The sequence below is a fragment of the Kitasatospora sp. NPDC054939 genome (assembly GCF_053610105.1).
On record NZ_JBSGXP010000140.1, the window covers coordinates 1 to 22,196 of the forward strand.

Annotated in this window: 21 protein-coding genes and 1 pseudogene; 8 read left to right on the forward strand and 14 right to left on the reverse strand. The window is 74.7% G+C overall.

The annotated features are described in order from the left end of the window. Together ACWGB8_RS30205 and ACWGB8_RS30210 are read left to right on the forward strand one after the other, a co-directional pair. A pseudogene (locus ACWGB8_RS30205) lies at positions 1–85 on the forward strand (transglycosylase family protein); the annotation flags it as partial. A 415-nt stretch (positions 86–500) separates the two neighbouring features. After that, positions 501–1,745, forward strand: a complete 1,245-nt coding sequence (locus ACWGB8_RS30210; RefSeq protein ID WP_452216799.1) for a serine hydrolase domain-containing protein — start codon at positions 501–503, stop codon at positions 1,743–1,745. A 98-nt stretch (positions 1,746–1,843) separates the two neighbouring features. Here the strand turns inward: ACWGB8_RS30210 and ACWGB8_RS30215 are convergent, their stop codons facing one another. The 3 genes from ACWGB8_RS30215 to ACWGB8_RS30225 form a co-directional block, all read right to left on the reverse strand. Beyond that, a complete protein-coding gene (locus tag ACWGB8_RS30215) occupies positions 1,844–2,347 on the reverse strand; it encodes a hypothetical protein (RefSeq protein WP_452216800.1) in 504 nt (167 codons plus the stop codon). A 207-nt stretch (positions 2,348–2,554) separates the two neighbouring features. Then, positions 2,555–7,192 (reverse strand): hypothetical protein, encoded by a 4,638-nt coding sequence (locus ACWGB8_RS30220; protein WP_452216801.1) that lies wholly within the window; start codon positions 7,190–7,192, stop codon positions 2,555–2,557. Positions 7,193–7,802: 610 nt separating this feature from the next. Then, positions 7,803–8,330, reverse strand: coding sequence for a peptidylprolyl isomerase (locus ACWGB8_RS30225; RefSeq protein ID WP_452216802.1), 528 nt, complete (start codon positions 8,328–8,330; stop codon positions 7,803–7,805). Between the two features lie 213 nt (positions 8,331–8,543). Between ACWGB8_RS30225 and ACWGB8_RS30230 the strand changes: the two genes are divergently transcribed. Then, the gene (locus ACWGB8_RS30230; RefSeq protein WP_452216803.1) at positions 8,544–9,161 is read left to right on the forward strand and encodes a GNAT family N-acetyltransferase; all 618 of its coding nucleotides are present in this window, start codon (positions 8,544–8,546) and stop codon (positions 9,159–9,161) included. A gap of 365 nt (positions 9,162–9,526) precedes the next feature. Then, positions 9,527–10,327, forward strand: a complete 801-nt coding sequence (locus ACWGB8_RS30235; RefSeq protein ID WP_452216804.1) for a class I SAM-dependent methyltransferase — start codon at positions 9,527–9,529, stop codon at positions 10,325–10,327. Between the two features lie 213 nt (positions 10,328–10,540). Here ACWGB8_RS30235 and ACWGB8_RS30240 read toward each other — a convergent pair whose 3' ends face one another. From ACWGB8_RS30240 to ACWGB8_RS30260, 5 genes are all read right to left on the reverse strand, one after another. Next, complete coding sequence (locus ACWGB8_RS30240) at positions 10,541–11,692, reverse strand: nucleotidyl transferase AbiEii/AbiGii toxin family protein (RefSeq protein ID WP_452216805.1); 1,152 nt, start codon at positions 11,690–11,692, stop codon at positions 10,541–10,543. Between the two features lie 285 nt (positions 11,693–11,977). After that, positions 11,978–12,364, reverse strand: a complete 387-nt coding sequence (locus tag ACWGB8_RS30245) for a hypothetical protein (protein WP_452216806.1) — start codon at positions 12,362–12,364, stop codon at positions 11,978–11,980. Between the two features lie 53 nt (positions 12,365–12,417). Next, positions 12,418–12,897: a phospholipase gene (locus ACWGB8_RS30250; RefSeq protein WP_452216807.1), complete on the reverse strand. Its 480-nt coding sequence runs from the start codon at positions 12,895–12,897 to the stop codon at positions 12,418–12,420. 145 nt (positions 12,898–13,042) lie between these two features. Then, on the reverse strand, positions 13,043–14,671 hold the full coding sequence (locus ACWGB8_RS30255; protein ID WP_452216808.1) for an amino acid permease: 1,629 nt from the start codon (positions 14,669–14,671) through the stop codon (positions 13,043–13,045). Between the two features lie 268 nt (positions 14,672–14,939). After that, positions 14,940–15,263: a putative quinol monooxygenase gene (locus tag ACWGB8_RS30260; protein ID WP_452216809.1), complete on the reverse strand. Its 324-nt coding sequence runs from the start codon at positions 15,261–15,263 to the stop codon at positions 14,940–14,942. A 105-nt stretch (positions 15,264–15,368) separates the two neighbouring features. On the opposite strand from ACWGB8_RS30260, the gene ACWGB8_RS30265 reads away from it, so the two are divergent. Continuing rightward, positions 15,369–15,686: an ArsR/SmtB family transcription factor gene (locus ACWGB8_RS30265; protein ID WP_452216810.1), complete on the forward strand. Its 318-nt coding sequence runs from the start codon at positions 15,369–15,371 to the stop codon at positions 15,684–15,686. A gap of 240 nt (positions 15,687–15,926) precedes the next feature. After that, entirely contained in the window at positions 15,927–16,583 is a 657-nt protein-coding gene (locus tag ACWGB8_RS30270) for a DUF5701 family protein (RefSeq protein WP_452216811.1), read from the forward strand. A 238-nt stretch (positions 16,584–16,821) separates the two neighbouring features. Here the strand turns inward: ACWGB8_RS30270 and ACWGB8_RS30275 are convergent, their stop codons facing one another. Beyond that, the gene (locus ACWGB8_RS30275; protein WP_452216812.1) at positions 16,822–17,151 is read right to left on the reverse strand and encodes a winged helix-turn-helix transcriptional regulator; all 330 of its coding nucleotides are present in this window, start codon (positions 17,149–17,151) and stop codon (positions 16,822–16,824) included. 185 nt (positions 17,152–17,336) lie between these two features. Here ACWGB8_RS30275 and ACWGB8_RS30280 point away from each other — a divergent pair, with 185 nt between their 5' ends. Then, on the forward strand, positions 17,337–18,224 hold the full coding sequence (locus ACWGB8_RS30280) for an NAD(P)-dependent oxidoreductase (RefSeq protein WP_452216813.1): 888 nt from the start codon (positions 17,337–17,339) through the stop codon (positions 18,222–18,224). Positions 18,225–18,316: 92 nt separating this feature from the next. Here ACWGB8_RS30280 and ACWGB8_RS30285 read toward each other — a convergent pair whose 3' ends face one another. The 5 genes from ACWGB8_RS30285 to ACWGB8_RS30305 form a co-directional block, all read right to left on the reverse strand. Further along, the gene (locus ACWGB8_RS30285; protein ID WP_452216814.1) at positions 18,317–18,808 is read right to left on the reverse strand and encodes a SitI3 family protein; all 492 of its coding nucleotides are present in this window, start codon (positions 18,806–18,808) and stop codon (positions 18,317–18,319) included. Between the two features lie 53 nt (positions 18,809–18,861). Continuing rightward, a complete protein-coding gene (locus ACWGB8_RS30290; protein WP_452216815.1) occupies positions 18,862–19,704 on the reverse strand; it encodes a CdiA C-terminal domain-containing protein in 843 nt (280 codons plus the stop codon). Between the two features lie 200 nt (positions 19,705–19,904). Next, complete coding sequence (locus tag ACWGB8_RS30295; protein ID WP_452216816.1) at positions 19,905–20,198, reverse strand: putative T7SS-secreted protein; 294 nt, start codon at positions 20,196–20,198, stop codon at positions 19,905–19,907. Beyond that, entirely contained in the window at positions 20,198–20,524 is a 327-nt protein-coding gene (locus ACWGB8_RS30300) for a hypothetical protein (RefSeq protein WP_452216817.1), read from the reverse strand. Before ACWGB8_RS30300 ends, ACWGB8_RS30295 begins: the two co-directional genes overlap by 1 nt. 166 nt (positions 20,525–20,690) lie before the next feature. Continuing rightward, the gene (locus tag ACWGB8_RS30305; RefSeq protein ID WP_452216818.1) at positions 20,691–21,365 is read right to left on the reverse strand and encodes a CatB-related O-acetyltransferase; all 675 of its coding nucleotides are present in this window, start codon (positions 21,363–21,365) and stop codon (positions 20,691–20,693) included. 143 nt (positions 21,366–21,508) lie between these two features. Between ACWGB8_RS30305 and ACWGB8_RS30310 the strand changes: the two genes are divergently transcribed. Then, a complete protein-coding gene (locus tag ACWGB8_RS30310; RefSeq protein ID WP_452216819.1) occupies positions 21,509–22,174 on the forward strand; it encodes a TetR/AcrR family transcriptional regulator in 666 nt (221 codons plus the stop codon). Positions 22,175–22,196 lie beyond the last annotated feature (22 nt).

Below are 22,196 nucleotides of genomic sequence, written 5' to 3' on the forward strand. Positions count from 1 at the left end.
GCAGATCGCCGTCGGCGAGAAGGTCCTCGCCGCCCAGGGCCCCGGCGCCTGGCCCGTCTGCTCCGTCAAGGCCGGCCTCACCAAGTAACACCCCCCACCCCCACCAGGGGGCACCCCACGACAACGCCGCCACGACCGACCGGAAGCCCCGGTCCGGTCGGCGGCGTTGCGGCGTTTCCGCGAGCGGACCGGCGCACGGGGACAGTTGCGCCGTTGCGCCGTTGCGCCGTCGCGGCGACGGGGCGCCGCGGGCGGGACCGGACGGCGGGACGATCGCGGCCGGAACAGGACGGAACAGGAGAGGAGCGGGGGACCGCAGTACCGGGCACGGGGTACGGCGGGAGCCGGCTCCTCGTGCCGCCGGGCGATGTCCGGCACCGGGCCCGCTGCCTAGGGTCGGGATCGCGACCGGGTGATCCACTCGCCGGGCGGGGGCACCGCGGTCGCGCCATCCCCTATTCCTCGGGCCCGCGCGGCACCGTATCCCAGGAGCGCCTTCCATGAGCCTTCGCCGTCCTCGCCGACCCTCCGGCCCCGCGACCACCGCCACCCCCGCGGCGGACACGACCCCCGCCGGGTCGGCGCCGATGTCGCTGCGCGCGCTCGCCGTGCTGGTGGCCGCGGCTGCCGTCTTCGGTGCCGCCGGCGCGTCCCCTGCCCCGGTGTCCGCCGCGCCGGCCGCCTCCGCCCCGAAGAACGCCGTGCGCGCCGGGCTGGAGCGGCTGGTGCAGGACGACCGGTACCCGGCCGCGATGGCCTCGACCGTCGACCGCACCGGCCGGACCCGCAACCACGCCGCCGGGGTCGCCGACCTCCGGACCGGCGCGCGGGTGCCCGTGGACGGGCAGGTCCGGGCGGGCAGCAACACCAAGACCTTCACCGCCGTCGTCGTCCTGCAACTGGTCGGCGAGGGCAGGGTCGAACTCGACGCCCCCGTCGACCGGTACCTGCCCGGCCTGGTCCGCGGCGAGGGCATCGACGGCCGTGTGATCACCGTCCGCCAGTTGCTCCAGCACACCAGCGGCCTGCCGAACCACACCGACCACATCTTCGAGCAGGTCTTCGGCACGGACCCCCACCGGTACTACCAGCCCCGCGAGCTGCTCGACATCGCCTTCAGCCGCAAGGCCCTGTTCGCCCCCGGGACCGACTGGGCGTACAGCAACACCAACTACGTCGTCGCGGGCCTGCTGATCGAGAAGGTCACCGGGCGTCCGCTCGCCGAACAGCTCACCACGCGGGTGATCGACCGCGTGGGACTGCGCCGCACCTACGTCCCGGGCGTGGGCGAGCAGGGCATCCGGGGCCCGCACCCCCACGGCTACCACGCCGCCGCTCCGGGGGCACCGCTGGCCGACGTCACCGAGCTGGACCCGTCCTGGGCCTGGGGCGCGGGGGAGGTGGTCTCCACACCGAGCGACCTGAACCGCTTCTTCTCCGCCCTGCTGGGCGGCAGGCTCCTCAAGCCCGCCCAACTCGCCGAGATGCGCACCACCGTGCGGATGCCCGACGACCCGGACTCGGTACCGGGCCTCGGGTACGGGCTCGGGCTCATCCGCCGCCCGCTGAGCTGCGGCAAGGTGGCGTGGGGCCACGGCGGCTCCATCCCGGGCTTCCACACGCTCCCGGGCGTGACCGAGGACGGCCGCGCCGCGACCATCGCCGTCACCGCCAACCTGGCGCCCACCCCGGACGGCTTCCAGCACGCCGAAGCCCTCCTCGACCGCGCCCTGTGCACCGAATGACACCCGAGCCCGCGTTCGCGCCCGAGCCCGCGCCCGGGCCGGTCCCGCCGGTCGACCCGGCGGGTCCGGGTGGACCGCCGGCCGGCGTGCGGGGCGGGTCAGTCGAGCGCGACGGTGAGGACGGAGTCCTGGGTGCTGGTGTGTTCGATGGTGAGTTCTCCCGACGCGCCCCGGTGGGCGCCCGTCCCTCCGGTGACGGCGAAGGTGTGGGACCAGTGGGCGAAGCCGGTCGTCACGCCCTCGGTGACGGCCGGGAGCGGTCGTTCGAAGGCGCTCGTGCCGGTGATCGTGCCGTCGGTGAGGCGCAGGACGATGGTGGACAGGATGAGCGCGCCGTCGGTCCCGACGGTGATCGGCGTGCTGTGGGCACTCTCGGTGCCGACCACCTCTCCGTCCTGGTCCCGGAGCTCGAAGTGGACGAAGTACGGCACCCCGGCGGTCAGGACGCCCGGGATGTTGGCGGCCGTGCGCCGGCCGTACAGGGTCAACTCCTGGGCGCGGGTGGACGCGTGGGCGGGTGCGGCCAGGGAGGCGGTGGCCGCCCCGCCGACGGCAGCGGCGGATGCCATGCGCAGGGCATGCCTGCGGGCGATGGTCGTCATCAGGTCTCCGAGGTCCGGGGTGGTCGGGCGGCCTCCGCTGCTCCGGTGGGACCGGGCCGGCGGCGGACACGGCGCTGACTTCCCGGACGGGCCCGCCGGTAACCGCCGTTGCGGCCGGCCTCGCCGGGACGGCGGAGCGCGCAGCCGGGGCCCGCGCCCCGCCCACGCGCCCGCGCCCGCGGTGGCACGTGCGGGCCGTAGCCACTGTCAGGCCGACGGGTGGTGGGCCTGCCAGGCCTCCTCGAAGAGCTCGTGCAGCGGGCGGGTCGGCAGCAGCCGCAGCAGCGGGCCCTCCAACTCCTTGCGGCGGTCGGCGGCCGCTAGGTGGGCGGCCGACTTGGCGCTCTCCAGCGGGAGTTCTGGGGCCTTGAACTCGGTCCAGGGCCCGGGGACGAACACGGTGCGGCCCGCCCGGGGCCGCTTGCCGGTCTCGACGAGACCGGCGTCGGTCAGCTGCTGCTGGGCGGCCTTGTGGCGGGCGGGCGTCCAGCTGTTCCAGCGGCGGACGTTGCGGTCCGTGGGCCGTGCGAGCGCGAGGAGTTGGAGCAGCAGCGCCGCGGCGTCGCCGTCGACGCCGAGCACCTCGGCGGCTTCCTGAACCAGTTGCGGGACGGACTGCCGCGGGTCCGCCTCGTACCGGCCGGCGGGGACGGGTGTGGCGGCGGCGCGCTGCACCATCCGTTGCAGGCCGCCGCCGGTCCGCAGGTCCTCCAGCCGTCGGACGGCCAGGAGCAGTGGCCCGAGGTCGTGCTGCCGGCCGTACGCCAGCAGCCGGTTGCGGGCCGCGGGGTCGGCCAGGGCGGCGGGGCGCAGCCAGAGGCGGGTCGGGCCTGTGCCGGCGGGTACCAGCAGCAGCCCGTCGTCGTGGACGGTGGGCAGGTCGGCCGGCGGCGTCGCGGGCTGCCCGGGGCGGGCCCGGTCGGGGCCGGGCAGCACCGGGTAGGTGCGGGGTCCGAAGAGCCGGGCGCGCTCCGCGGCGTCGCCGGGCAGGTGGGTGGTGTCGACCGCCACCACCAGGTCGGGGTCGTCCAGCGCGTGGACGATGCGTTGCAGCAGCTGCGGGGCGCGGTCCGCGAGGGGGTCGCCGACGGGCCGCTCGGTGAGCGCCCACACGAGCAGCGAGGCGTCGTCGGCCACCGGTGTGCGGGTCCCGAAGCGGATGCCGGCGGGGTTGCCGTCGCCGTCCGCGGCGTGCAGGTGGAGGTAGCCGTGCCGGGTGGCGGCGAGGACGGAGCGCGGGCCGCTGTGCGGGGTCGGGGCGGGCGGTTCGGTCAGGCGGTCGAGTGACCGGGCGCCGAGGCCGAGGTCGCGTTCGAGGTCGGCCGCGGCGGCCTCGTCGACGGGCCGCTCGACGCCCACCAGCCGTGCCCAGACCTCGGCGGCGCGCTGCGCGGCGGCCACCGTGCCGCCGGGTGCCCGGAGTTCGTCGGGATCGTCCGGCACGGCGGCGGCCAGGAGCTCCAGCCGGCCCTCGGTGCCGAGCCGGTGGAGGGCGGTGCGGATCCGCGAGACGGTCTCCGGGGTGGCCTGGTACGGCTTGGCGGCGAGCAGGCGTTCCTGCGCCTGGTGGTCGCCGCGTTCGGGCAGGCCGTCCAGGACCAGGCGGGCGAGGGGCCGGCGGGCGCCGGTGCGGGCGACGAAGGCGTCGACCGCGTCCTCGCCGATGCGGATCGGGCCGTGCTCCTCGTGGAGGGTGAGCAGGCGGCGGAGGCGGTGGGCGTCGTCGCGCTGCACTGTGACGGTCCGCAGGTCGTGGGCGCCGACGGGGGCGGGGTCGGCGGCGGGCTGGAGGAACAGGTACTCGGCGTCGTCCTGCAGCGGCTGGTGCGGTATGGGGGCGAGCCGGGAGAGGCGGTCGGCGCGGACGGCGAGCGCGGGCCGGCCGGTGGCGTGGACGGCGGCCAGGGCGGCGCCGGTGGCCTCGCCGAGCCGCCAGGCGGTGCCGGGGCCGGCGAACGGCTGGGCGGCCCAGGTGCGCAGCAGTGCGGCCAGGGCGATGCGGTCCTCGCTGCCGGTCGCGGCGGTGACGAGGCGCCAGGCGGCGGCGTCGATGCGGCCGAGCAGGGTGGTCCACTCGCGGGCGCGGGCGGGGGCGCTGAGCCGGCGTTCCTGCTCATCGAGTTCGCCGCGCAGGTGCGCTCCGTCGGCGGCGAGTGCGGTGAGCGTGGCGGGCTGCGGGGACATCGGCTCGGCGTCGTGGTGGCGGGGCAGCTCGAACAGGCCGCGCAGGGCGGGCAGCAGGTCCGCGTCGCTCACCGGCGCGGGCGGCACCAGGCGGCCGGATCGGACGACCGCCACCCGGCGGCAGAGGCGTTCGCGCCGGTGCTGCACGGCGACCGCGCGGCGGGCGGCCTGCGCGGCGGCGTCGGCGATTCGGGGGTCGGTCAGGGCGGGCAGCAGTCGGGCGAGTTCGTCGCGCAGGCGGTCCCCGGGTGCGGGGTTGCTCTCCGCCTCGGCCCGGGCGGTGGCGAGCAGGGCCCGGGCGGTGTCCTCGGGCAGCTCGCGCAGGGCGCGGGAGGAACCGGGGTGCCGTGCGGTGAGGAAGTGCCAGAACGCGGGGGCCGGCAGCCGGTGCGTGGCGAAGTCGGCTTGCCACAGCAGCGAGTTGTCCGCGGCGTCGTGGGCACGGAACCGCTGCTCGTCGGTGACGATGCACCGGGCGCCGCCGGCGGGCAGGTCGACGATGCCCCACGGGCCCTGGCCGGCGCGCTCGGCCCGGAAGTCGGCGGTGCGCCCGTCGGTGCCCTCCAGCCGGAAGCGGGCGCCGGCACCGGACGGACCGTCGGCCCGGCGAGTCACCCGGAACCCGACCAGGCCCGCGCGCCCGCCGAGCGGCGAGTCCCCGGCCCCGGCGGGCAGCGGAGCGAGGCTGATCAGGTGCGGGCAGAGTTGGTGGCCCTCGGGCAGCGGTGGGTCGGTGAAGAAGGCCGGCAGCTGCCGGTCGGCGGTGCGCCCGCCGGTCGCGGGGTCGCAGCGGGCCCAGTCGGAGCGGGAGAGGAAGCGGGGGCAGCTCCACAGGCCGGTGCCGTCGCCGAGCTGGAGCTCGTGGTCGTCGCCGGCGCCCTCGCGCCCGCCGGGGCGCAGCACCCGCTCGCCGTCGTGGCGTCCGGTGCCGTCGGCGGTGGCGAACTGGTAGCCGGCGCCGCGCACCGGGGTCAGGCCCGTGTAGTCGCCGGGCTCGAACACCTCGTCGGGCCGCGAGGCCCAGTACGCGCGGTCCGGGTAGCCGTGCGCGGTGGTGGTGTTCCAGCTGATCAGGAAGTCGCCGCCGACGTGGTGCACCTGGTGGGCGGCGGCGTCCTCCGGCAGGTGGACGGGGCAGCCGGCCCGTCGGCCGCGGTGGTCGACGGCGACCGCGGCCGTCCTGGTGTACACGGTGAGCACGGGCCAGGAGGACGTCGTCCCGGTGGGTTCGCCGCCCAGTTCGGCGATCGCCGTTTCCAGCGCCGGCCAGCACAGCTCCTCCGGCAGTCCGGCCCGCAGGGTGCGCAGCAGCGGACCGGCCGGGTCCAGGGCGGCGAGGGCCTCCTCGATGCCGTCCAGGGCGCTCGCCGTCGGACGGTCGAGCAGGCGCTCCAGGGTGTCCACGGCCTCCTCCGCCGCGCCGAGCCCGCCGCCGTCCAGCGCCTCCAGCAGGCCGGTGACGCGGCCGTGCACGCTGCGCGCGATGCCGGGGTTCTCCGGCAGCCGGGTGAGCGCGGTGCCGCGGCGCAGTCCGGCGTGGACGGTGCCCTCCAGACGGGCGCCGAGCACCGGGTCGGCCGCGAGGGCGGCGAGGTCGCGCCGGGCGGCGGCGCCCCAGAAGTGCAGGCGGACCTGCCCGGGCGGGGTCTCGACCGGGATGCCGGCCGCCAGGCAGGCGTCCGCGAGGTCGGCGTCGAGCCCGCTGTACGTCCAGCGGCTCTCGTGCAGCCGCACGGGGACGGCGTCGGCGCGCAGCCGCGGGGCCAACAGCGGCAGCAGGTCGAAGAGTTCGGCGGGCAGCTGCCGCCGCGTCACACCGCCGCCGGACCGGGCGTACGAGTAGAGGAACGCCAGCCGGCCGAGCCAGCCGGCCGGTCCGTCCTCGGGGGTGAGCCGGCCGTCGGCGAGGGCGTCGGCGGCCCCGCAGGCCCGCAACAGGCGGAGCCAGGCGCCGGCATCGGTGTCACTGCTCGGGAACAGCTCCAGCAGGGCGGCGGCGACGGCGGAGGTCGGCGGGTGGTCGGCGAGGAGGCGCGCGGCCCCGGTGAGCAGCGCATCGGGCACGGCCCGGCCGCGGGCGGCGGCCAGCACCTCGCCCAGCACCCGGGCGTCCTCCTCGGTGCCCAGACCGGCGGCCCTGGCGGTGGCGCGAAGCCGGGTGTGCAGGTCGGCGGCCGGGGCGGCGCCGCCGTCGGACCACGCGGCGACGAACGCGACGAACTCCCGGTGCGCGTCGGCCGGCGGCAGGGTGGCGGTCAACCTGCGCTGGTGGACGCTGAGTTCCTTGCCGGGCAGGACGCCGAGCCGGGCGAACAGCAGGGTGTTGGCCCGCTGGTAGGTCTCGTCGACGGCCAGGGCCCCGTCGCGTTCGGCCGTGCGGGCCAGCTGGTACGCCTGCCCGGACAGGCGCGGCAGCGAGCGGCCCAACCGGTGCCCGACGGTGTCCCAGAACCACGGCAGGTGCTCGGGCGGCAGCCGGCGGGCGTGGCCCTTCAGCTCGTCCAGGAAGCGTCCCGGCTTGTGGTGTGCCCGGCCGTACCCGGTGCGCAGGACGTCCAGCAGCCGCCGGGCGCCCTCCTCCGCACCCGGGGAGCCGGCGCGCAGCCACTCCAGGTAGACCTCGGACTCCGCCGGGTCGGTGGGCGGGAGGATGGAGAGCATGGGTCGTCCTCGGTCGGTGGCGTCGGACCGGTCTCCGGCGCCGGGGCGGGTGCGGATCGACCGTCCGCGCGGAGCCGGACGGCACGATTCCGGTGGACGCGCCGGGGACGCGAACGGTTCCCCGGCCGACCGGCCCGAGGCTACCGGGCGGTGGGGACACTGCTGAGGGTCGGCCCGGTCCGTCCCGCACCGCTCGCCGCCGACCACGGACCCGGGGGAGGCGCACCGACGACCCCGGCGGGCCGGCCGCGTACGCCGTCGGCGGACGCCCGCGGAGCGGACGTGCCCGCCTGTCAGGATGGCCGGATGGGAAACGACACGGCCGTGCGCCGGCTCGATCTGGGCTACTTCGTCCGACCGGCGTCGGAGACCGGCGGCCCGCAGCCGCGCGTCGAACCCGCGCTCGCCTACGGCTCGCCGATCTCGACCCGTGCCGGGTGCTCTTCGCGCACGACTGCTCGGTCTGGAACCGCCCTGTCAGGACGCCTGGAGCTGAGGCAGGAAGGCGCCGGAACGTGCAACCGGAGGCCGCCCAAAGGGGGCGGCCTCCGGTTGCATCAGCGGCCCGCCGTCGGGAACCGGGGTGCCGGGTGGCCTGCGGGCGGCACCGTCACCGGGTCTCGACGAGGACCTTCTCGACGACGACGTCCTGCACCGGCCGGTCGTTGCGGGGGTTGACCTCCGCGGTGGCGATCGCGTCGACGACCCGCCGGCTGGGCTCGTCGGCCACCTCGCCGAAGATCGTGTGCTTGCCGGTGAGCCACGTGGTCGCCCCGACGGTGATGAAGAACTGCGAACCATTGGTCCCCGGGCCGGCGTTGGCCATGGCCAGCAGGTACGGTTTGGTGAACGCCAGGTCCGGGTGGAACTCGTCGGCGAACTTGTACCCCGGCCCGCCGGTCCCGTTGCCCAGGGGGTCGCCGCCCTGGATCATGAACCCCTCGATGACCCGGTGGAAGACCGTGCCGTCGTACAGCGGATCCGTGGTGGCCTGACCGGTGTCGGGGTCGACCCACTTCCGCTCGCCCGTGGCGAGTTCCACGAAGTTCTTCACGGTCTTGGGGGCGTGATTCGGCAGCAGCCGGATCACGATGTCGCCGCGGTTGGTCTTCACCGTCGCGTACAGCTCTTCCGCCATCTCGATCCTTCGGTCGTGGCCCGTTCGGCGCGGCCAGTCTTGTCGCCGTCCGGACCGACGCGGGGCGGCGACACCGATATCTCACCCGCACGAGTGGTCCCCGGCGGACGGCCACCGCGCCCCGAGTGCGGGCGGCTCGGGGGCAGTCGGGTCGATCCGGCCGGGCTTGCAGTGCACTGGACAAGCCTCCGAAGCTGGGTGATCATCTGCGCGGTGAACAGCGAATCCCTCCCCGCCCCCAGGCGCATCCGCTTCGTCGAACTGAACGAGCCGGCCCTGCGGGCGCTCGCCGCCGGCGACCTCGCCGGCGGAAGTGCCGCAGCGGGCATCCCCCTTGACGAACACATGGTCGGCGACCGGGCCCGGTCGATATTCGCCTACCGGGCCGACCAGATCGCCGCCGACCCGTCCGCCGCACCCTGGATCACGCGGGCCGCGGTCGCCGAACCGGACGGTGTCGTCGTCGGCGACGCCGGGTACCACGGTCCGCCGGACGAGGCCGGCACGGTCGAGGTCGGCTACTCCGTCGTGCCCCGCCACCGCCGCCAGGGCTACGCCCGCGCGATGCTGCGGGCCCTGCTCGAACGGGCTGCCGCCGAACCGGCGGTGACGACCGTACGGGCCCGGATCCGGGCCGACAACGCCGCCTCGCTGGCCACCCTCGGCGGCTTCGGCTTCCGTCGCGTCGGCGAGCAGGGGAACGAACAGGAGGGCCTCGTCCTCGTCTTCGAGGTCCCGGCCGAGGCCGTCCGCACCGCCCGCCCCCCGGTCGCCCCAGCCCCCGCTCCCACCTCCGCCCCCGCCTCCGCCTCCCGACCGACCACCGGCTGACCTACTGCTGCGGCCGCCGCCGCTCGTACCGGTCCCCGCAGGCCAGCGCGCGGACGCCGGTGCCACGAACGCCGGGACGCGACCGTGCACGGAGCCGTCCCGGACCACCTGTCCGGACCGCCCGCCCGGAACGAGCGGCCGCCGGTGATCGCGCCGCCTCCTGTGGGCTGCCATGAACCGGATCGCGGCCGCGGGGCCGATCGGGGGCGGGGTGCGGCGCGTCCGGGGTGGCGGAGGTGCCGGGCGGTGGAGGATCGGGGGTGCCCCGGCCCGGGACGGGCCGTGGGCGCTCCTGTCCGAGCGTGTGGAGGTCCGGCTGTGGACGTGTGTGACGGTTGTCTGTCCGGTCCGACGGGGGTGGCGGGATGAGCGGGGGCCGGTACGGGGAGGCGGTCTTCCCGCCGGAGCGGGAGGGGGAGGGCGAGCGGATCGACTACGGCGCCCTGGCGTACGACGACGTCTCGCTGGCGCGGTTGCGTGCGCTGGGGGTGGGCGAGGGCTGGCGCTGTCTGGAGGTGGGGGCGGGGACGGGTGCGCTGGCGCGCCGGCTGCTGCAGGAGTTGGGGGTGGCGGGTGTGCTCGCGGTGGACCGCGACGTGCGGTTCCTCGTGCAGCGCCCGGTGCCGGGCCTGGAACTGCTGGAGGCCGACGTCACCGACCCGGCGTTCGCGCCCGGCTCGTTCCGGCTGGTGCACGCCCGCTTCGTGCTGATGCACCTGCCCGAGCACGAGCGCCTGATCGCGGCCCTGGCCGATCTGGTGGAGCCGGGCGGCGTGCTGGTGCTGAGCGATGCGGTGGACCTCGCCGACGAGCGCACGCCCGGGACGCCGTACAGCGTGGCGATGCGGGCGATGTGGCGGGGGCTGCGGTCGGCGATCGGTACCGACGTGTCCTGGGTGCCGTCCTACCCGCAGTTGCTGCGCGGGGCGGGCCTGGCGTCGGTGGGGGCGGAGGTTCACGTGCCGCCGCTGCTGCCGGGCAGTGCGATCAGCCGCTTCTGGGCGGACACCTGGCAGCGCAGCCGGCCGGCGATGGTGGCCACCGGCCTGGTCGACGACGCGGCGATCGACGAGGCCGTGCGCTACCTGGACGCGGAGGACTGCGCCGCCCTGTCGGCCGGCATGCTCACCGTCTGGGGGCGCAAGCCCGGACGCCCGCCCGTCTGACCCGGCGGTCGATCGAAGCCGGGCCCGGGGTGTGCGGAGCGATTCCCTCGAACGCCCGACCTGCTCGCCCTGTTCACCAGGATCGGCGAACTGCTGTGCCCCGACGCCGGGACGGCCCGCCGTACCCTCCTCGGCGCCGCGTCCCGCGGCGGTCCGGCGGGCCCCGCACACGATGCCGGGGCCCGCCGGGGCCGTAGGGGTCCTGGGCGGTCGTCAGGCGTCGGCCACCGGCCGCTCGGCGGACAGCTCGGCGGCGAACCGGTCCGCGGCGAACCGGTCCGCGGCGTCCGCCAGGCCGTCGCCGTACCGGCGGGAGTCGTCGCGGACGTGGTCGGCCACGATGTGGTGGGCGGTGTCGAGGTCGCCGTCCAGGAGTTCGGACGTGATCACCAGGGCGTTGACGGGAGGCAGGTGGCCGGCGGACATCCGTCGCTGGACCTCGTCCATGCCCTCGTCCGCGAGGACGTCCCGCAGCTCGGCCGCGAGCGGCGCCAACCAGCGTGCGCGCAGCGCGTACTCGCCGGAGTCGCCGAAGGTGGGGGAGAGCGCGGCGAGGAGCTGGGCCGGGTACTCCTCGACGGGTTCGGCGAACTCGGGGTAGTCCTTGGCGAACTCGTCCCAGTCGGCGTACAGTCCGGCGATCTGCTCCGGGAGGACGGGCCAGCGGGCGTAGCCGTCGTCGGAGCGGACGAACACCTCGCGCAGCAGCTCGTACGGCACCTCGGCGGTGCGTGAGAGCAGGATCGCGTCGTAGAGGTCCTTGCCCTGCGGGTGGGAGTCCGAGACCAGCCAGAGGATCTTCCACGCCAGGGAGAGCTCGGGGGTCGCGGTGAGCAGCGGGCCGTCGACGCCGGGGAGTTCGCCGGTCTGCGGTTCGGCGGGCAGGTGTTCGGTGAAGACGAAGTCCAGTTGGACGGTCCCGCCGGGGAGGCCCGGGGCCGACCAGGGGATGACCAGTCGGCGTCCGGGGATCCGGCTGTACGTCCAGATCTCGTCGCGGGCCGCCCGGTCGGCGTGCAGGCGGACCTGGCCGGAGAGGCGTTCGGCGGTGGCGGCGAGATCGTCGAGCATGCGGGGGGTGCGCTCGTCCTCCAGCTGCCAGTCGGCCGGGCGGACCACGAAGTCCAGGTCGCCGGGCTCGCGGGCCTGTTCGCCGTACCAGGCGCGCAGCAGGACGCTGCCGCGCAGGACGAGGTGCTCGGCCCACGGTGTGGCGGCGACGGCGGACAGGGCGGTGTTCAGCGCCTCGCGCCGGGCGGCGGTCCAGCGTTCGGCGAGCTGCGGGTCGGTGAAGGCGGGGTCGCTCGGCCGCAGTGCGCGGCTGTAGCCGGCGAGGGCGGGGTCGAAGACCGGCTCCTGGGTCACCGCGCTGTGGTCGATCGGCCGGATGCTCCGGGGCAGGCGAGTTCGGCCCGGACGTCCTCGGACGAGGGCTGCTTGGGCAGGACCACGTCCTCCCACGGCCCGTACGGCAGGCCGTTCCAGGCGGTGGACGGTTCGGCCGCCCGAGCGGTGCCCCAAGCGGATGCGCGCGGCGGGCTTCACGAAGGCCGTGCACGCGCCCCGGGCGATCCCGTGGCCCGGTACTCCGCCGACCGGTCCGACGGCCTGCGGCTGCCGAACGCCGAACACTCCTGGCCGTCCGCAGTATCAGGCGGGCTCCGCCCGGGTCCGGTCCCCGTAGCGGGCGGCCAGGGCCCGGGCGGTCGCGGCGAGGCGCTCGCGCAACTCCGCCGGTGCCAGGACCTCGACGTCGGTGCCCCGCCGCAGGAACTCGCCCTGCGCGTGGTCGAGCGATTCGACCGGGACCAGGGCCTGCGTCCGAGGCGGCGGGCGCCCTCCGGGGTGAGCCGCACCAGGGCCTCCTCGGGGTGCAGCCGGGCCCGGAAGCCGTCCAGGTAGGCGCGCCAGTACGCGGCCAGGTCGAACCCGTCCGGGAGGGCGAACCCCTCCTCCAGGGTGTCGAGTCCGCCGCCCTGGCCGGCCCGCCGGCTGCGGCTCGCACCGGTGTGACGGGGGCGGCGCGCCGGCGGACACGGCCCTGCCCCGGTCCGGCAGTTCGGGCCGGACCGGGGCAGGGAGGGGGTGGGTCAGGCGGCAGCGGGGGCGTCCGCGGCCTGGACGCCGAAGGCCTTGACGGCCTGGTAGTAGGTCCAGGCGGTGCCGTCGCAGGAGACCTTCTTCGCGCCGGAGTACTGGGCGCAGACCCGCTTGAGGTCGGCGTAGAACGCGTCGTCGAGGCGGTTCTTGTTGGCGGAGAAGGTACCGGCGGCCTTGTAGTTGCGGTAGCCGAAGTCGTGGCGGGCGCAGGCGGTCGAGAACGGGAAGCCGAACGGGTTGTCGGGGGAGGTGGTGCAGTAGTCGGTGGACCAGTCGAAGCCGTACGCGGACCACTGGCCCTGGTTGTTGCGGGCCGACACCCACGCGTTGTAGCTGGAGCTGCCGGTCTGGGTCCAGGAGCTGAGCACCTGGGCCTTGTCCGCGGGCGCCGCGGAGGCGGGGGTGGCGGCGACGAGTACGGCGGTCAGGCCGGCGGCGGCGGTGAGGGCGGGGACGAGACGGCGGTTCACGGGAATCCTCCGGGAATCGGGGACCGCCGACCGGATGAGCGGTCGGCGGGTGGGGGTTCTCTCGGAGGAAAGGAGTACCGGCGGCTTCTATGGCCGGACTATGGTCCGGCTATTTCCCCAGCGCAGGCCGGGGTCGGATGCGGTGTCACTCCGGTGCGGTGTCACTCCGGTTCGGTGGCGGTGGCGGGGCGGGGGCCGGGGTGTTTGGCGGCAGGGCGCGGGTCCGGGGGCCGGTGAACCAGTGGCGGGCGGAGGCGAGCCACCAGATCCCGGCGAAGCCGACGACGGTGAGGACGGCGACGGGCGTGTAGTTGAACGTCGCGGCGGTGACCGGGTGGACGGTCGGCAGCATGAACAGGACGGCGATGACGGCCGTCCAGCCGACCGCCACGGTGCCGACGGCCCGGCTCCAGCGGCCCAGGTGCCACGGCCCGCGCCGGAACCCCGCGCCCTGGCGCAGCCGCAGGAGCACCGGGATGACGTAGGAGATGTACAGCCCGATGACGGAGATCGAGGTGACCGCGGTGTAGGCCGTGGAGTTCCACAGGGCGGGCAGGCCGAGCAGGAGGGCGCCGCCGACCGCCAGCCAGACGGCGTTGGTGGGGGTGCGGGTGCGCGGGTCGATGCGGTGCCACAGGGCGGAGCCGGGCAGCGCGCCGTCCCGGGAGAAGGCGTAGATCATCCGGGAGTTGGCGGTGACGGAGGCCATGCCGCAGAAGAACTGGGCCCCGATGACGATCAGCAGCAGGACCTGGGCCCCGGTGCTGCCCACCGCGTCGATGAAGATCTGGGCGGGGGCGACGCCGGTGGCGCTGTGCAGGGCGCCGTCGTAGTCGCGGATCGCGAAGGTGATGCCCAGCAGCAGGGCCCAGCCGGCGACCAGCGAGACGGCGATGGCGTTGACGATGCCGCGCGGGCCGGTGCGGGCGGCGTCGCGGGTCTCCTCGGTCATGTGGGCGGAGGCGTCGTAGCCGGTGAGGGTGTACTGGGCGAGCAGCAGGCCGAGCATGGCGACGTACAGCGAGCTCTGGAAGCCGGTGTTGTTGACGAACCCGGTGAACACGAAGGAGGCCGGCGCGTGCCGGTCGGGCAGGACGGCGAGGGCGCCGACGATCACGGTGACGCCGACCAGGTGCCACCAGACGGACAGGTTGTTGAGGGCCGCGACGAGGCGGACGCCGCGGGTGTTCAGCAGTCCGTGCAGCAGCAGGATGACCGCGAAGATCGTGACGGTGTGGGCCGGGGTGGCGGCGAAGCCGAAGCGCAGGTGGAGGAAGGCGTTGGTGAAGAACGCGGCGCCGTAGTCGACCCCGGCGGTCACCGCGACCTGGCCGAGGAAGTTGAACCAGCCGGTGAACCAGCTCCACGCCGGGCCGCGGCTGCGGGCCAGCGCGGCGGACCAGTAGTAGAGGCCGCCCGCCGTGGGGTAGCTCGAACAGATCTCGGCCATCGCGAGTCCGACGCAGAGCGTCAGCAGGCCGACCACCGGCCAGCCCCAGACGATCATCGCGGGCCCGCCGGTGTTCATGCCCGTGCCGTAGAGGGTGAGGCAGCCGGAGAGCACCGAGACGATCGAGAAGGAGACGGCGAAGTTCGAGAAGCCCGACATCGAGCGGGCGAGCTCCTGGGTGTAGCCGAGTTCGCGCAGGCGCTGTTCGTCGGCGGAGCCCGGCGGGGTGTCCGGTGAGCCCGGTGCGGCGGCCGGTGCGTCCGGCGCAGTGCCCGTCGGAGGCGCCGGCGGGGCCTGGCGGCCGGGTGAACGAGGGTCGGTCATGGCACCCCTGGAGGTCGAGGTGTGCCGGGCGGCGCGCGGTTGCGGGGATCCGGCGTGCCCGCCCGACGCGGCGGAGGGACGGCGGTGGCGGCGAAACGCGGGGGGAGCGGGGCCATGGGGGTGGCGGGCAGCATCGTTCACCCGTCCCGGGCCCGAGTCAAGAAGGCCGCGGTGTGGCGCCACCGGCGGTCCGGCCGCCCTGCCCGGTACGCGTACCGGGCAGGGCGGTTGCGGGGACCGGCGGGGGTGCGGGCTGCCGGACGGGCGTTCAGGCCGTCGCCGGCGCGGGGCGGTACGGGCTGTGCATGGTGAGGTAGCGGACGTCGAGGTCGGTCTCCAGGTAGTCCATGCGCCGCTCCCAGAAGGCCTGCATGTGGGGGAGCACGAGGTGGGCGTCGAGGTCGGCCCGGCTGCGCCACGCCTCGTAGAAGACGAAGACGCCCGGGGCGTCCCGGTCCTCGTGGAAGTGGTACTCCAGGCAACCGTCCTCCTGGCGGGTCGGCTCGACGAACGAGAGCAGGAGCTGCTTCAGCTCCTCCGCGCGTTCGGGCTTGGGGCGGGCGGTGCCGACGAGGGCGAACGGCTGGGGCATGCGGAATCCTCCCTGGATAGGTACGAGATTTCTCGTACCTTCTGGATGTCGGACGCTACCGAACCGATAGGTACGATGCAATCCGTACCTTGGGAGGTGGAACGGATGCCCGACGACGAAGGCCACCCGGACGTCCGGGAGATCGAGCTCGGTGCGGTGCTGTCCGCCCTGGCGGACCCGCTGCGCCGGCGGGTGGTCCGCGAACTGGCGGCCGGACCCGAGGGCGACGCGCGCACCTGCAGCTCCTTCGCGCTGCCGGTCTCCAAGGCGACCGTCACCTACCACTTCCGCACCCTGCGCGAAGCGGGGCTGATCCGGCAGGTGAACCGCGGCAACAGCCGGATGGCCGGCCTGCGCCGGGCCGACATCGAGCAGCGGTTCCCCGGACTGCTGGCCATCGTGGCGGCCGAGACCGAGCAGTAGCGGGCCGGCCCACGGGCCCCGCGGGCGCCGCCCGCGAACGACCCCGACGGCCCACCTCGACGGTCCACCTCGGGGGTTCCGCCCGGTACCGTGCCGGTCGCGACCTGGCGTACCGTCACCACCGAAGCCGCCGGGCGGAATAGCTCCGGCCCGCTGTCGCGTTGCCTCGGATGCACGCTGCGACGTGCTCGCTCCGTCGTGCCCGTGCCCACCCGCTCGACCCACGAACCGAGGACAGCCTTGACCGACGCCACCACCGCCGTACCGCCGCTCCCCCCGCTCGCCGCCCAGGCGGAACGCCTCATCGACCTCGGGGTGCACGAACGCGCGGGGCTGACCGCCGACGACCTGCGTGCCTTCGCCAAGGACGCGGGCGACGGCGGAGACGGCACCGCGCTGCTCGCCGTCCACCCGGACCGCGTCCCGGCCTCCGCCCTCGCACCGCTGCTCCGCCGTGCGGACAAGCCCGGTTTCGTCGTCGTCGACATGCCCGACGTCGACGACTTCGCCCCCTCCGGCGTCGAGCTGTCCGGCGATCCGCTCTACGTCGTCACCGGGGTGGACCGCGGCGACGACATGGCCAACTGGAGCCCCGAGGAGGCGCTTCCGGCGCTCACCGAGCGCGGCCGCACCCCGCTGCTGCTCACCGAGGGCATCCATTGGCTGCTCCAGCAGCCGGCGGTACTCGAACGCAACCGCTGCTTCATGACCATCGGCTCCCGGCTGCGCAAGGCGAACGGCACCCTCGACGCCCGCACCCCGGCGATCTGGATCAGCAACGGCACGGGCCGCGACGGCCGCGAGCGACGCGACGCCCCGAAGGTCGGCTGGTGCTGGTGGGGCAACCGCCACACCTGGCTCGGCTTCGGATCCACCACGGGACGCAGCGGGACGTAGACGGCACGAGGCACCCGGCCGCCGCCGGCCCGAATCCGACCGGGCCGGTGGCGGCGGGAGCAGGACGCCGGTGCGTGGCGTGCGACGACGACGGCCGGCCGCCGGCCTCGACGACGTCGATCTCGTACGGCACGCGGTTGTTCGCCTCGTGCTCGCCGTCGGTGCGGACCGGGGGAGTCGCGCGACGCCTCCGCTCCGCGCCTCCGGTCCGCACCGGCGGACCGCTGCCCGGGCAGGCTCAGGGGAGGGCCTCGATGTGCTCCAGGTGGGTCTCCCCCCATGCGCCGAGCGGTGCGAGGGCGGTGTTGAGGGAGTGGCCGAATTCGGTCAGCGAGTACTCCACCTTCGGCGGGACCTGGTGGTGGACCTCGCGGTGGACCAGGCCGCTGGTTTCCATCTCGCGCAGTTGCAGGATCAGGATCCGTTCGCTGATGCCGGATACCGATCGCCTCAACTCGCCGAAGCGCAAGGGGCCTTCGCCGAGTGAGAAGAGGATCAGCCCTTTCCATTTGCCGCCCATGACGGCGATGGCGGCGTCGAGTCCGCAGGTGTACCTGCGTTGCGTCATCGGTGCTCCCACGAACAAGGATGTCAGTACCCGACAGAATTGTCGGTACTTGAGCGAATGTGTGCGTCGATTCAGTATGGAACGGCCGGCCCGCCGAGAACACCGCGGAGCAGGGCCCGAGTTGCGCATGCGGTCATCCGTGGGAGCCGCTGCGGCCCGACCGAACCCCGAACTGGAGCGAAGCCATGAGTGCCGACGAGAACACCACCCGCACGCCCGTCACCGTCATCGGCCTGGGGGCGATGGGACGGGCGCTGGCCGAGGCGTTCGTCGACGCCGGGCACCCGACGACCGTGTGGAACCGGACGCCGGCGAAGGCCGCGCCACTGGTGGCGAAGGGAGCGCTCCACGCGGACGGCGTGCAGGCCGCGGTCGCGGCGAGCCCGCTGGTCGTCACCTGCCTGACGACCTTCGAGGACACCCGGCAGGCTCTGGAGATCGCCGCGGCCGCGCTGCCCGGCCGTGCGCTCGTCACCCTCAACAGCGGCTCCCCGCTCGGCGCCCGGGAGACGGCCGCCTGGGCGGCCGGCCACGGCGCCCGGTTCCTGGCGGGTGCGGTGAAGAACGTGCCTTCGGCCGTCGGAGCCCCCGACACACTGCTGTACTACAGCGGCGACCGCACCGTCTTCGAGGAGCACGCGACCACGCTGACGGTGCTCGGCGGCGACACCGTCCACCTCGGGGAGGAGGCCGACCTCGCCGCTCTGTACGAGATGGCCGTGGGGGCGATGCTGCTGCCCGCGCTCGTCGGATTCTTCCAGGGCGCCGCGGCCCTCCGCTCGCGCGGACTGCCGGCGAACGGCATGGTGCGGTTCACCGGCAAGTGGCTCGACATGATCAAGTCCCTGCTGCCGGTGTACGCCGACGAGATCGACAGCGGCGACTACGGCGACGCCGCCTCCTCCGTGAACCTCTTCCTCGCCGGGGCGGCGTACGACGAGGAGTTGGGCAAGGAGACGAACGTCGAGACGGCATGGCTCGCCCCGCTGCACGACCTGGTCCGCCGGGCGGCCGAGGCGGGGCACGGCGAGCACAGCATCGCCGCCCTGACCGAGGTCCTCGCACGCGCCTGACCGCCCGGCGGGCGAGCCGGTCGTGGCTGGTCGGGCGGTCGTGGCTGGTCGGGCCGTCCGCGGTGCGGCGGACGGCCCGACCCGGCGCTCGCTCAGTCCTCGTCGTCGACGAACGCGTGGTCGTGCCGGCGGTACGGGGCCGGGACGGCGGCGAGGCGGTGCGGCGGCCAGATGTCCGCCGCGGTGCTCAGGTCCAGGCCGCCGTCCTGGCGGACGAGCCAGACCTGCTCGGAGTCGAGGTGGAGTACGGCGTCGCCGGGCACCCGCGCCAGCACCGCGAGGGACAGGCGCACCATGTCGTCCTGCTGGGCGCCGGCGTCGTGCTCCTTGCCGAGGCGGAAGGCGACCGAGACGGTCGGGGTGAAGGTGCGGCCGCCGATCGACGGGTCGCCCCACGGGATGGGCTTGCGGGTCACCACGCGGACCCAGGTGCCGTGCGCGGTGAGCGCGCCGTCGCCGAGCAACTGGTCGGCGCCGGTGGCGGGATCGAGCGCGCGCAGCGCGTGGGCGGCCTCGGCGAACGTGCGCGCGACGTCGTCGACGGGCTGCGCCGTGACGAGTTCGAGGCTGTAGGAGATGGCCATGTTCGTCTTTCTCTGTCGGTCGGTGACTGGCTGTCGGTGTCCGGCTGCCGGGCTCAGGGGTACAGGGGGACCACGTTGCCGGCCTTGTCGATCACGGTGACCTCCTTGAGGCCGTCGATCGGCCAGTCGTTCAGCTGCTTGCGCATGGCGGCGAGGTCGACCTCGCTGTCGGACAGGTTCAGGACGATGCGGTCCGCCTGGCCGTCGTCGACCTTCTTCTGGATGCCGGTGGCGATGGAGCGCGGGTTCTTGGCGGTGGGTGCGTAGCAGTCCGCGACCTCGCCCTCGACCCGGTAGTCGGGGTTCTTGGTCGTGCCGGGGACGTCCGGGTTCTGCTCGACCTTGTAACCCTTCTTCGCCAGGATCTGCGCCGACTCGTTCTCCCGTTCGAAGGCGCGCCGGGTCGTGGAGTCGGCGTTCTTGGGGATGTTGGTGGTGTGGCCCTCGGGGACGGCGTTGGAGTCGACGGGCCGCGAGGGCTGCGTGCGCACGTTCGGCGTGCTGCCGCCGCCACCGCCGCCGCCGTTGGTCTCCATGTGGACCCGGCTGGGTCCGGCCGCCTCCTGGGCGATCTGGCTCGCGCCGACGCCCGCGATCCCGAGGCCGGTGGCGATCACACCGGCCGACACCACGCCGACGGGCACGCCCACCGCGGCGCCGACGCCGGTGAGGTCCAGGGCGAAGCCGAGGACCTCGCCGCCCGCGCCGAGGGCCGCCAGGCCGAGCCCCCCGGCCACCTCCAGGGATGCGCCGGGGTTCTGCAGCATCGCGTTGCCCACCGAGGCCAGGCCCTCGACGGCGCCCTGCCCCACTTCGAGCAGGGCGTCCCCGGCGTCGGAGAAGAAGTCGCCGACGTCGTCCAGCCAGTCCGGCTCCTCGGGCGCCTTGTCCCGCACCTTGGCGATCTTGTCGGCGGCGGTGTTGCCCGCGTTCTTCAGATGGCTGCGCGCGCTGTCGAGCGTCTGCCGCGGGCTCCTTCGCCCGGGTCGGTGAACGGCAGCTCGTGGCCGGCGTTCTTCTCCGCGTCCTGGTGGTCGGCCTTGGCGTTGTGCGTGGCGGTCTGGGCCGCGTCCCACTGCCGGATCGCGTCGGCCGCCTACCCCTGCGCCGAGGTGAGGGCGTTGGCGTAGGCGCTCAGGGCGGTGGCGGCGTCGTGGAAGCAGTCGCCGGCGTCCAGCCACTTGGTGGGCTCGCCCTCGAAGGCCTTGCGGAACGCCTCGTCCGCGTCGCCGGACCAGCCTTCGGCGGTGTCGATGCGCTCGAGGCCCTGGCCGGTGTTGTGCAGCGTGTCGCCGTAGCTCTTGAGCCAGGCCGCGGCCGAGGCGACCACCTCGGCGTCGCCCGGTACGAGTTCCTTCGGGTCCGAGGTCTGTCCCAGATCCTTCGCCATCACTTCACCCCCGGGTCTTCGCCGGTGCTGCGGCTCAGCTCGCCGCTGAGGTGGCCGGCCAGGCGTCCGTCCACCTGCCGGTAGGCCTTCACGCTGGCGTTCAGCCGGGCGGAGACCGCCTGGCCGTCCTTCGCCAGGTTCTCGACGCCGATGTCCCAGCGGGTGCAGAACTTCTCCAGCACGTCGGCCAGCCGGCCGTGCCCGATGTCCCCCTTCGCCGGATCGAGGTCGCTGACCTTCTTGAACTGCATCTCGGCCAACGTGTCGGTGATGCCCGAGGCTGCTGCCTCCAGCGCACCGAGGTCGACCTTGAACCCCTCTGCCATTCCGTATCCCCCGTTCGGTTCACTCGGGGCGGTCCATCGAAGCCCCAAGATCATCCGACACTGACCCAGTCGTCCGTGCACTGATCCACCCACCCGGACCCGGGACCTGCTGCGCCTGCAGGTGCCAGGCGCCGTGCCGCTCCACCCGCCGCCGCGTGTCGGGTGGTCAGGCGAACAGTCCGTGGTCGCGGGCGATGCGCTCGATCTCGGCGGGGGTGCCGGCCATGATGGTGCGCAGGTGCGCGGTGACGAGCTCGACGGGCCAGTTCCACCACGCGGCGCGCAGCAGGCGGTCGATGTCGGCGTCCTCGTAGCGGCGGCGGATGGGCCGGGCCGGGTTGCCGCCGACGATCGTGTAGGGCGGGACGTCGGCGGTGACGACGGAGCCCGCGGCGATGATGGCGCCGTCCCCGATGGTGACGCCGGGCATGACGACGCTCTGGTAGCCGAACCACACGTCGTTGCCGATGACGGTGTCGCCGCGGCTGGGGATGGCGGTGGCGATGTCCAGGGTCCGTTCGGTCCAGGTGCCACCGAACATGGTGAAGGGGAAGGTCGAGACGCCCATGGTCGGGTGGTCGGCCCCGGCCATGAGGAAGCGGGTGCCCGAGGCGATCGCGCAGTAGCGGCCGATGACCAGGCGCTCGGGCCCGTAGCCGTACAGCACGTTGCGCTGCTCGAAGGCCGTGGCGTCGTCCGGGTCGTCGTAGTAGGTGTATTCGCCGACCTCGATCCGCGGGTCGGTGACCAGCGCCCGGAGCAGCACGACGCGGTCGTGGCCGGGCAGCGGGTGGAGCGCGGTGGCGGCCGGGATGACGTCGGCGGGGGTGGTGGCGGTCATGCGGTGGTCCTTGTCCTCGCGGTGGGAGCGGCGGAGCGGGGCCGGCGGCCGGTCGGGCTGCTAATGCGAACCCGCTCGCGTTAAGATGGATCATGCCAGGATCGTCCGCTGCCCCGCAACCCCTAACGCGACTGGAGTCGACTTTGTCCGACACTCCCGCCACCTCTGCGACCTCTGCCACCTCTGCGGCCTCCGGTGCCGCGACCGCACCCGGTACCGCCCCGGTCCGGCCCGGGGGCCGCAGCGCCCGGGTGCGGGCCGACGTCGTGCGGGCCACGCTCGCCGAGGTGGCCGAGAAGGGCTACGACCAGCTGACGGTGGACGCGGTCGCGGCCCGCTCCGGCGTGCACAAGGCGACCCTCTACCGCCGCTGGGGCGGAGTGGACGGGCTGGTGGCGGACGCCCTGGCCTCCTCCGCCGACCAGCCGTGGACCGCGCCCGACACGGGCGACCTGGGCGAGGACCTCCGGGTGATCACCCGCGAGGTCCACGGCGTCTTCACCGACCCCGAACTCGGCGCCGCGCCGACGGCCGTCATCTCGGCCGCCCTGCGTTCGGACCTCGGCGCGGCGGCCCTGCGGACCTTCTTCGAGGCCCGCCACCGGCAGGCGGCCGTGGTCGTCGACCGCGCCGTGGAGCGCGGCGACCTGCCGGCCGGTACCGACGCCGGCGAGGTCGTCCGGGCCGCCACCGCGCCCCTGTACTACCGCCTCTTCATCACCCGCGAGCCCCTGCTGGCTGCTCACGCCGACCGCGCCGCGGACGCCGCCGCCCTGGCCGCCCGCGCCGGTCTGTTCACCGCGGCCTGACCGCCCGGCGCCTGCGCGGGGC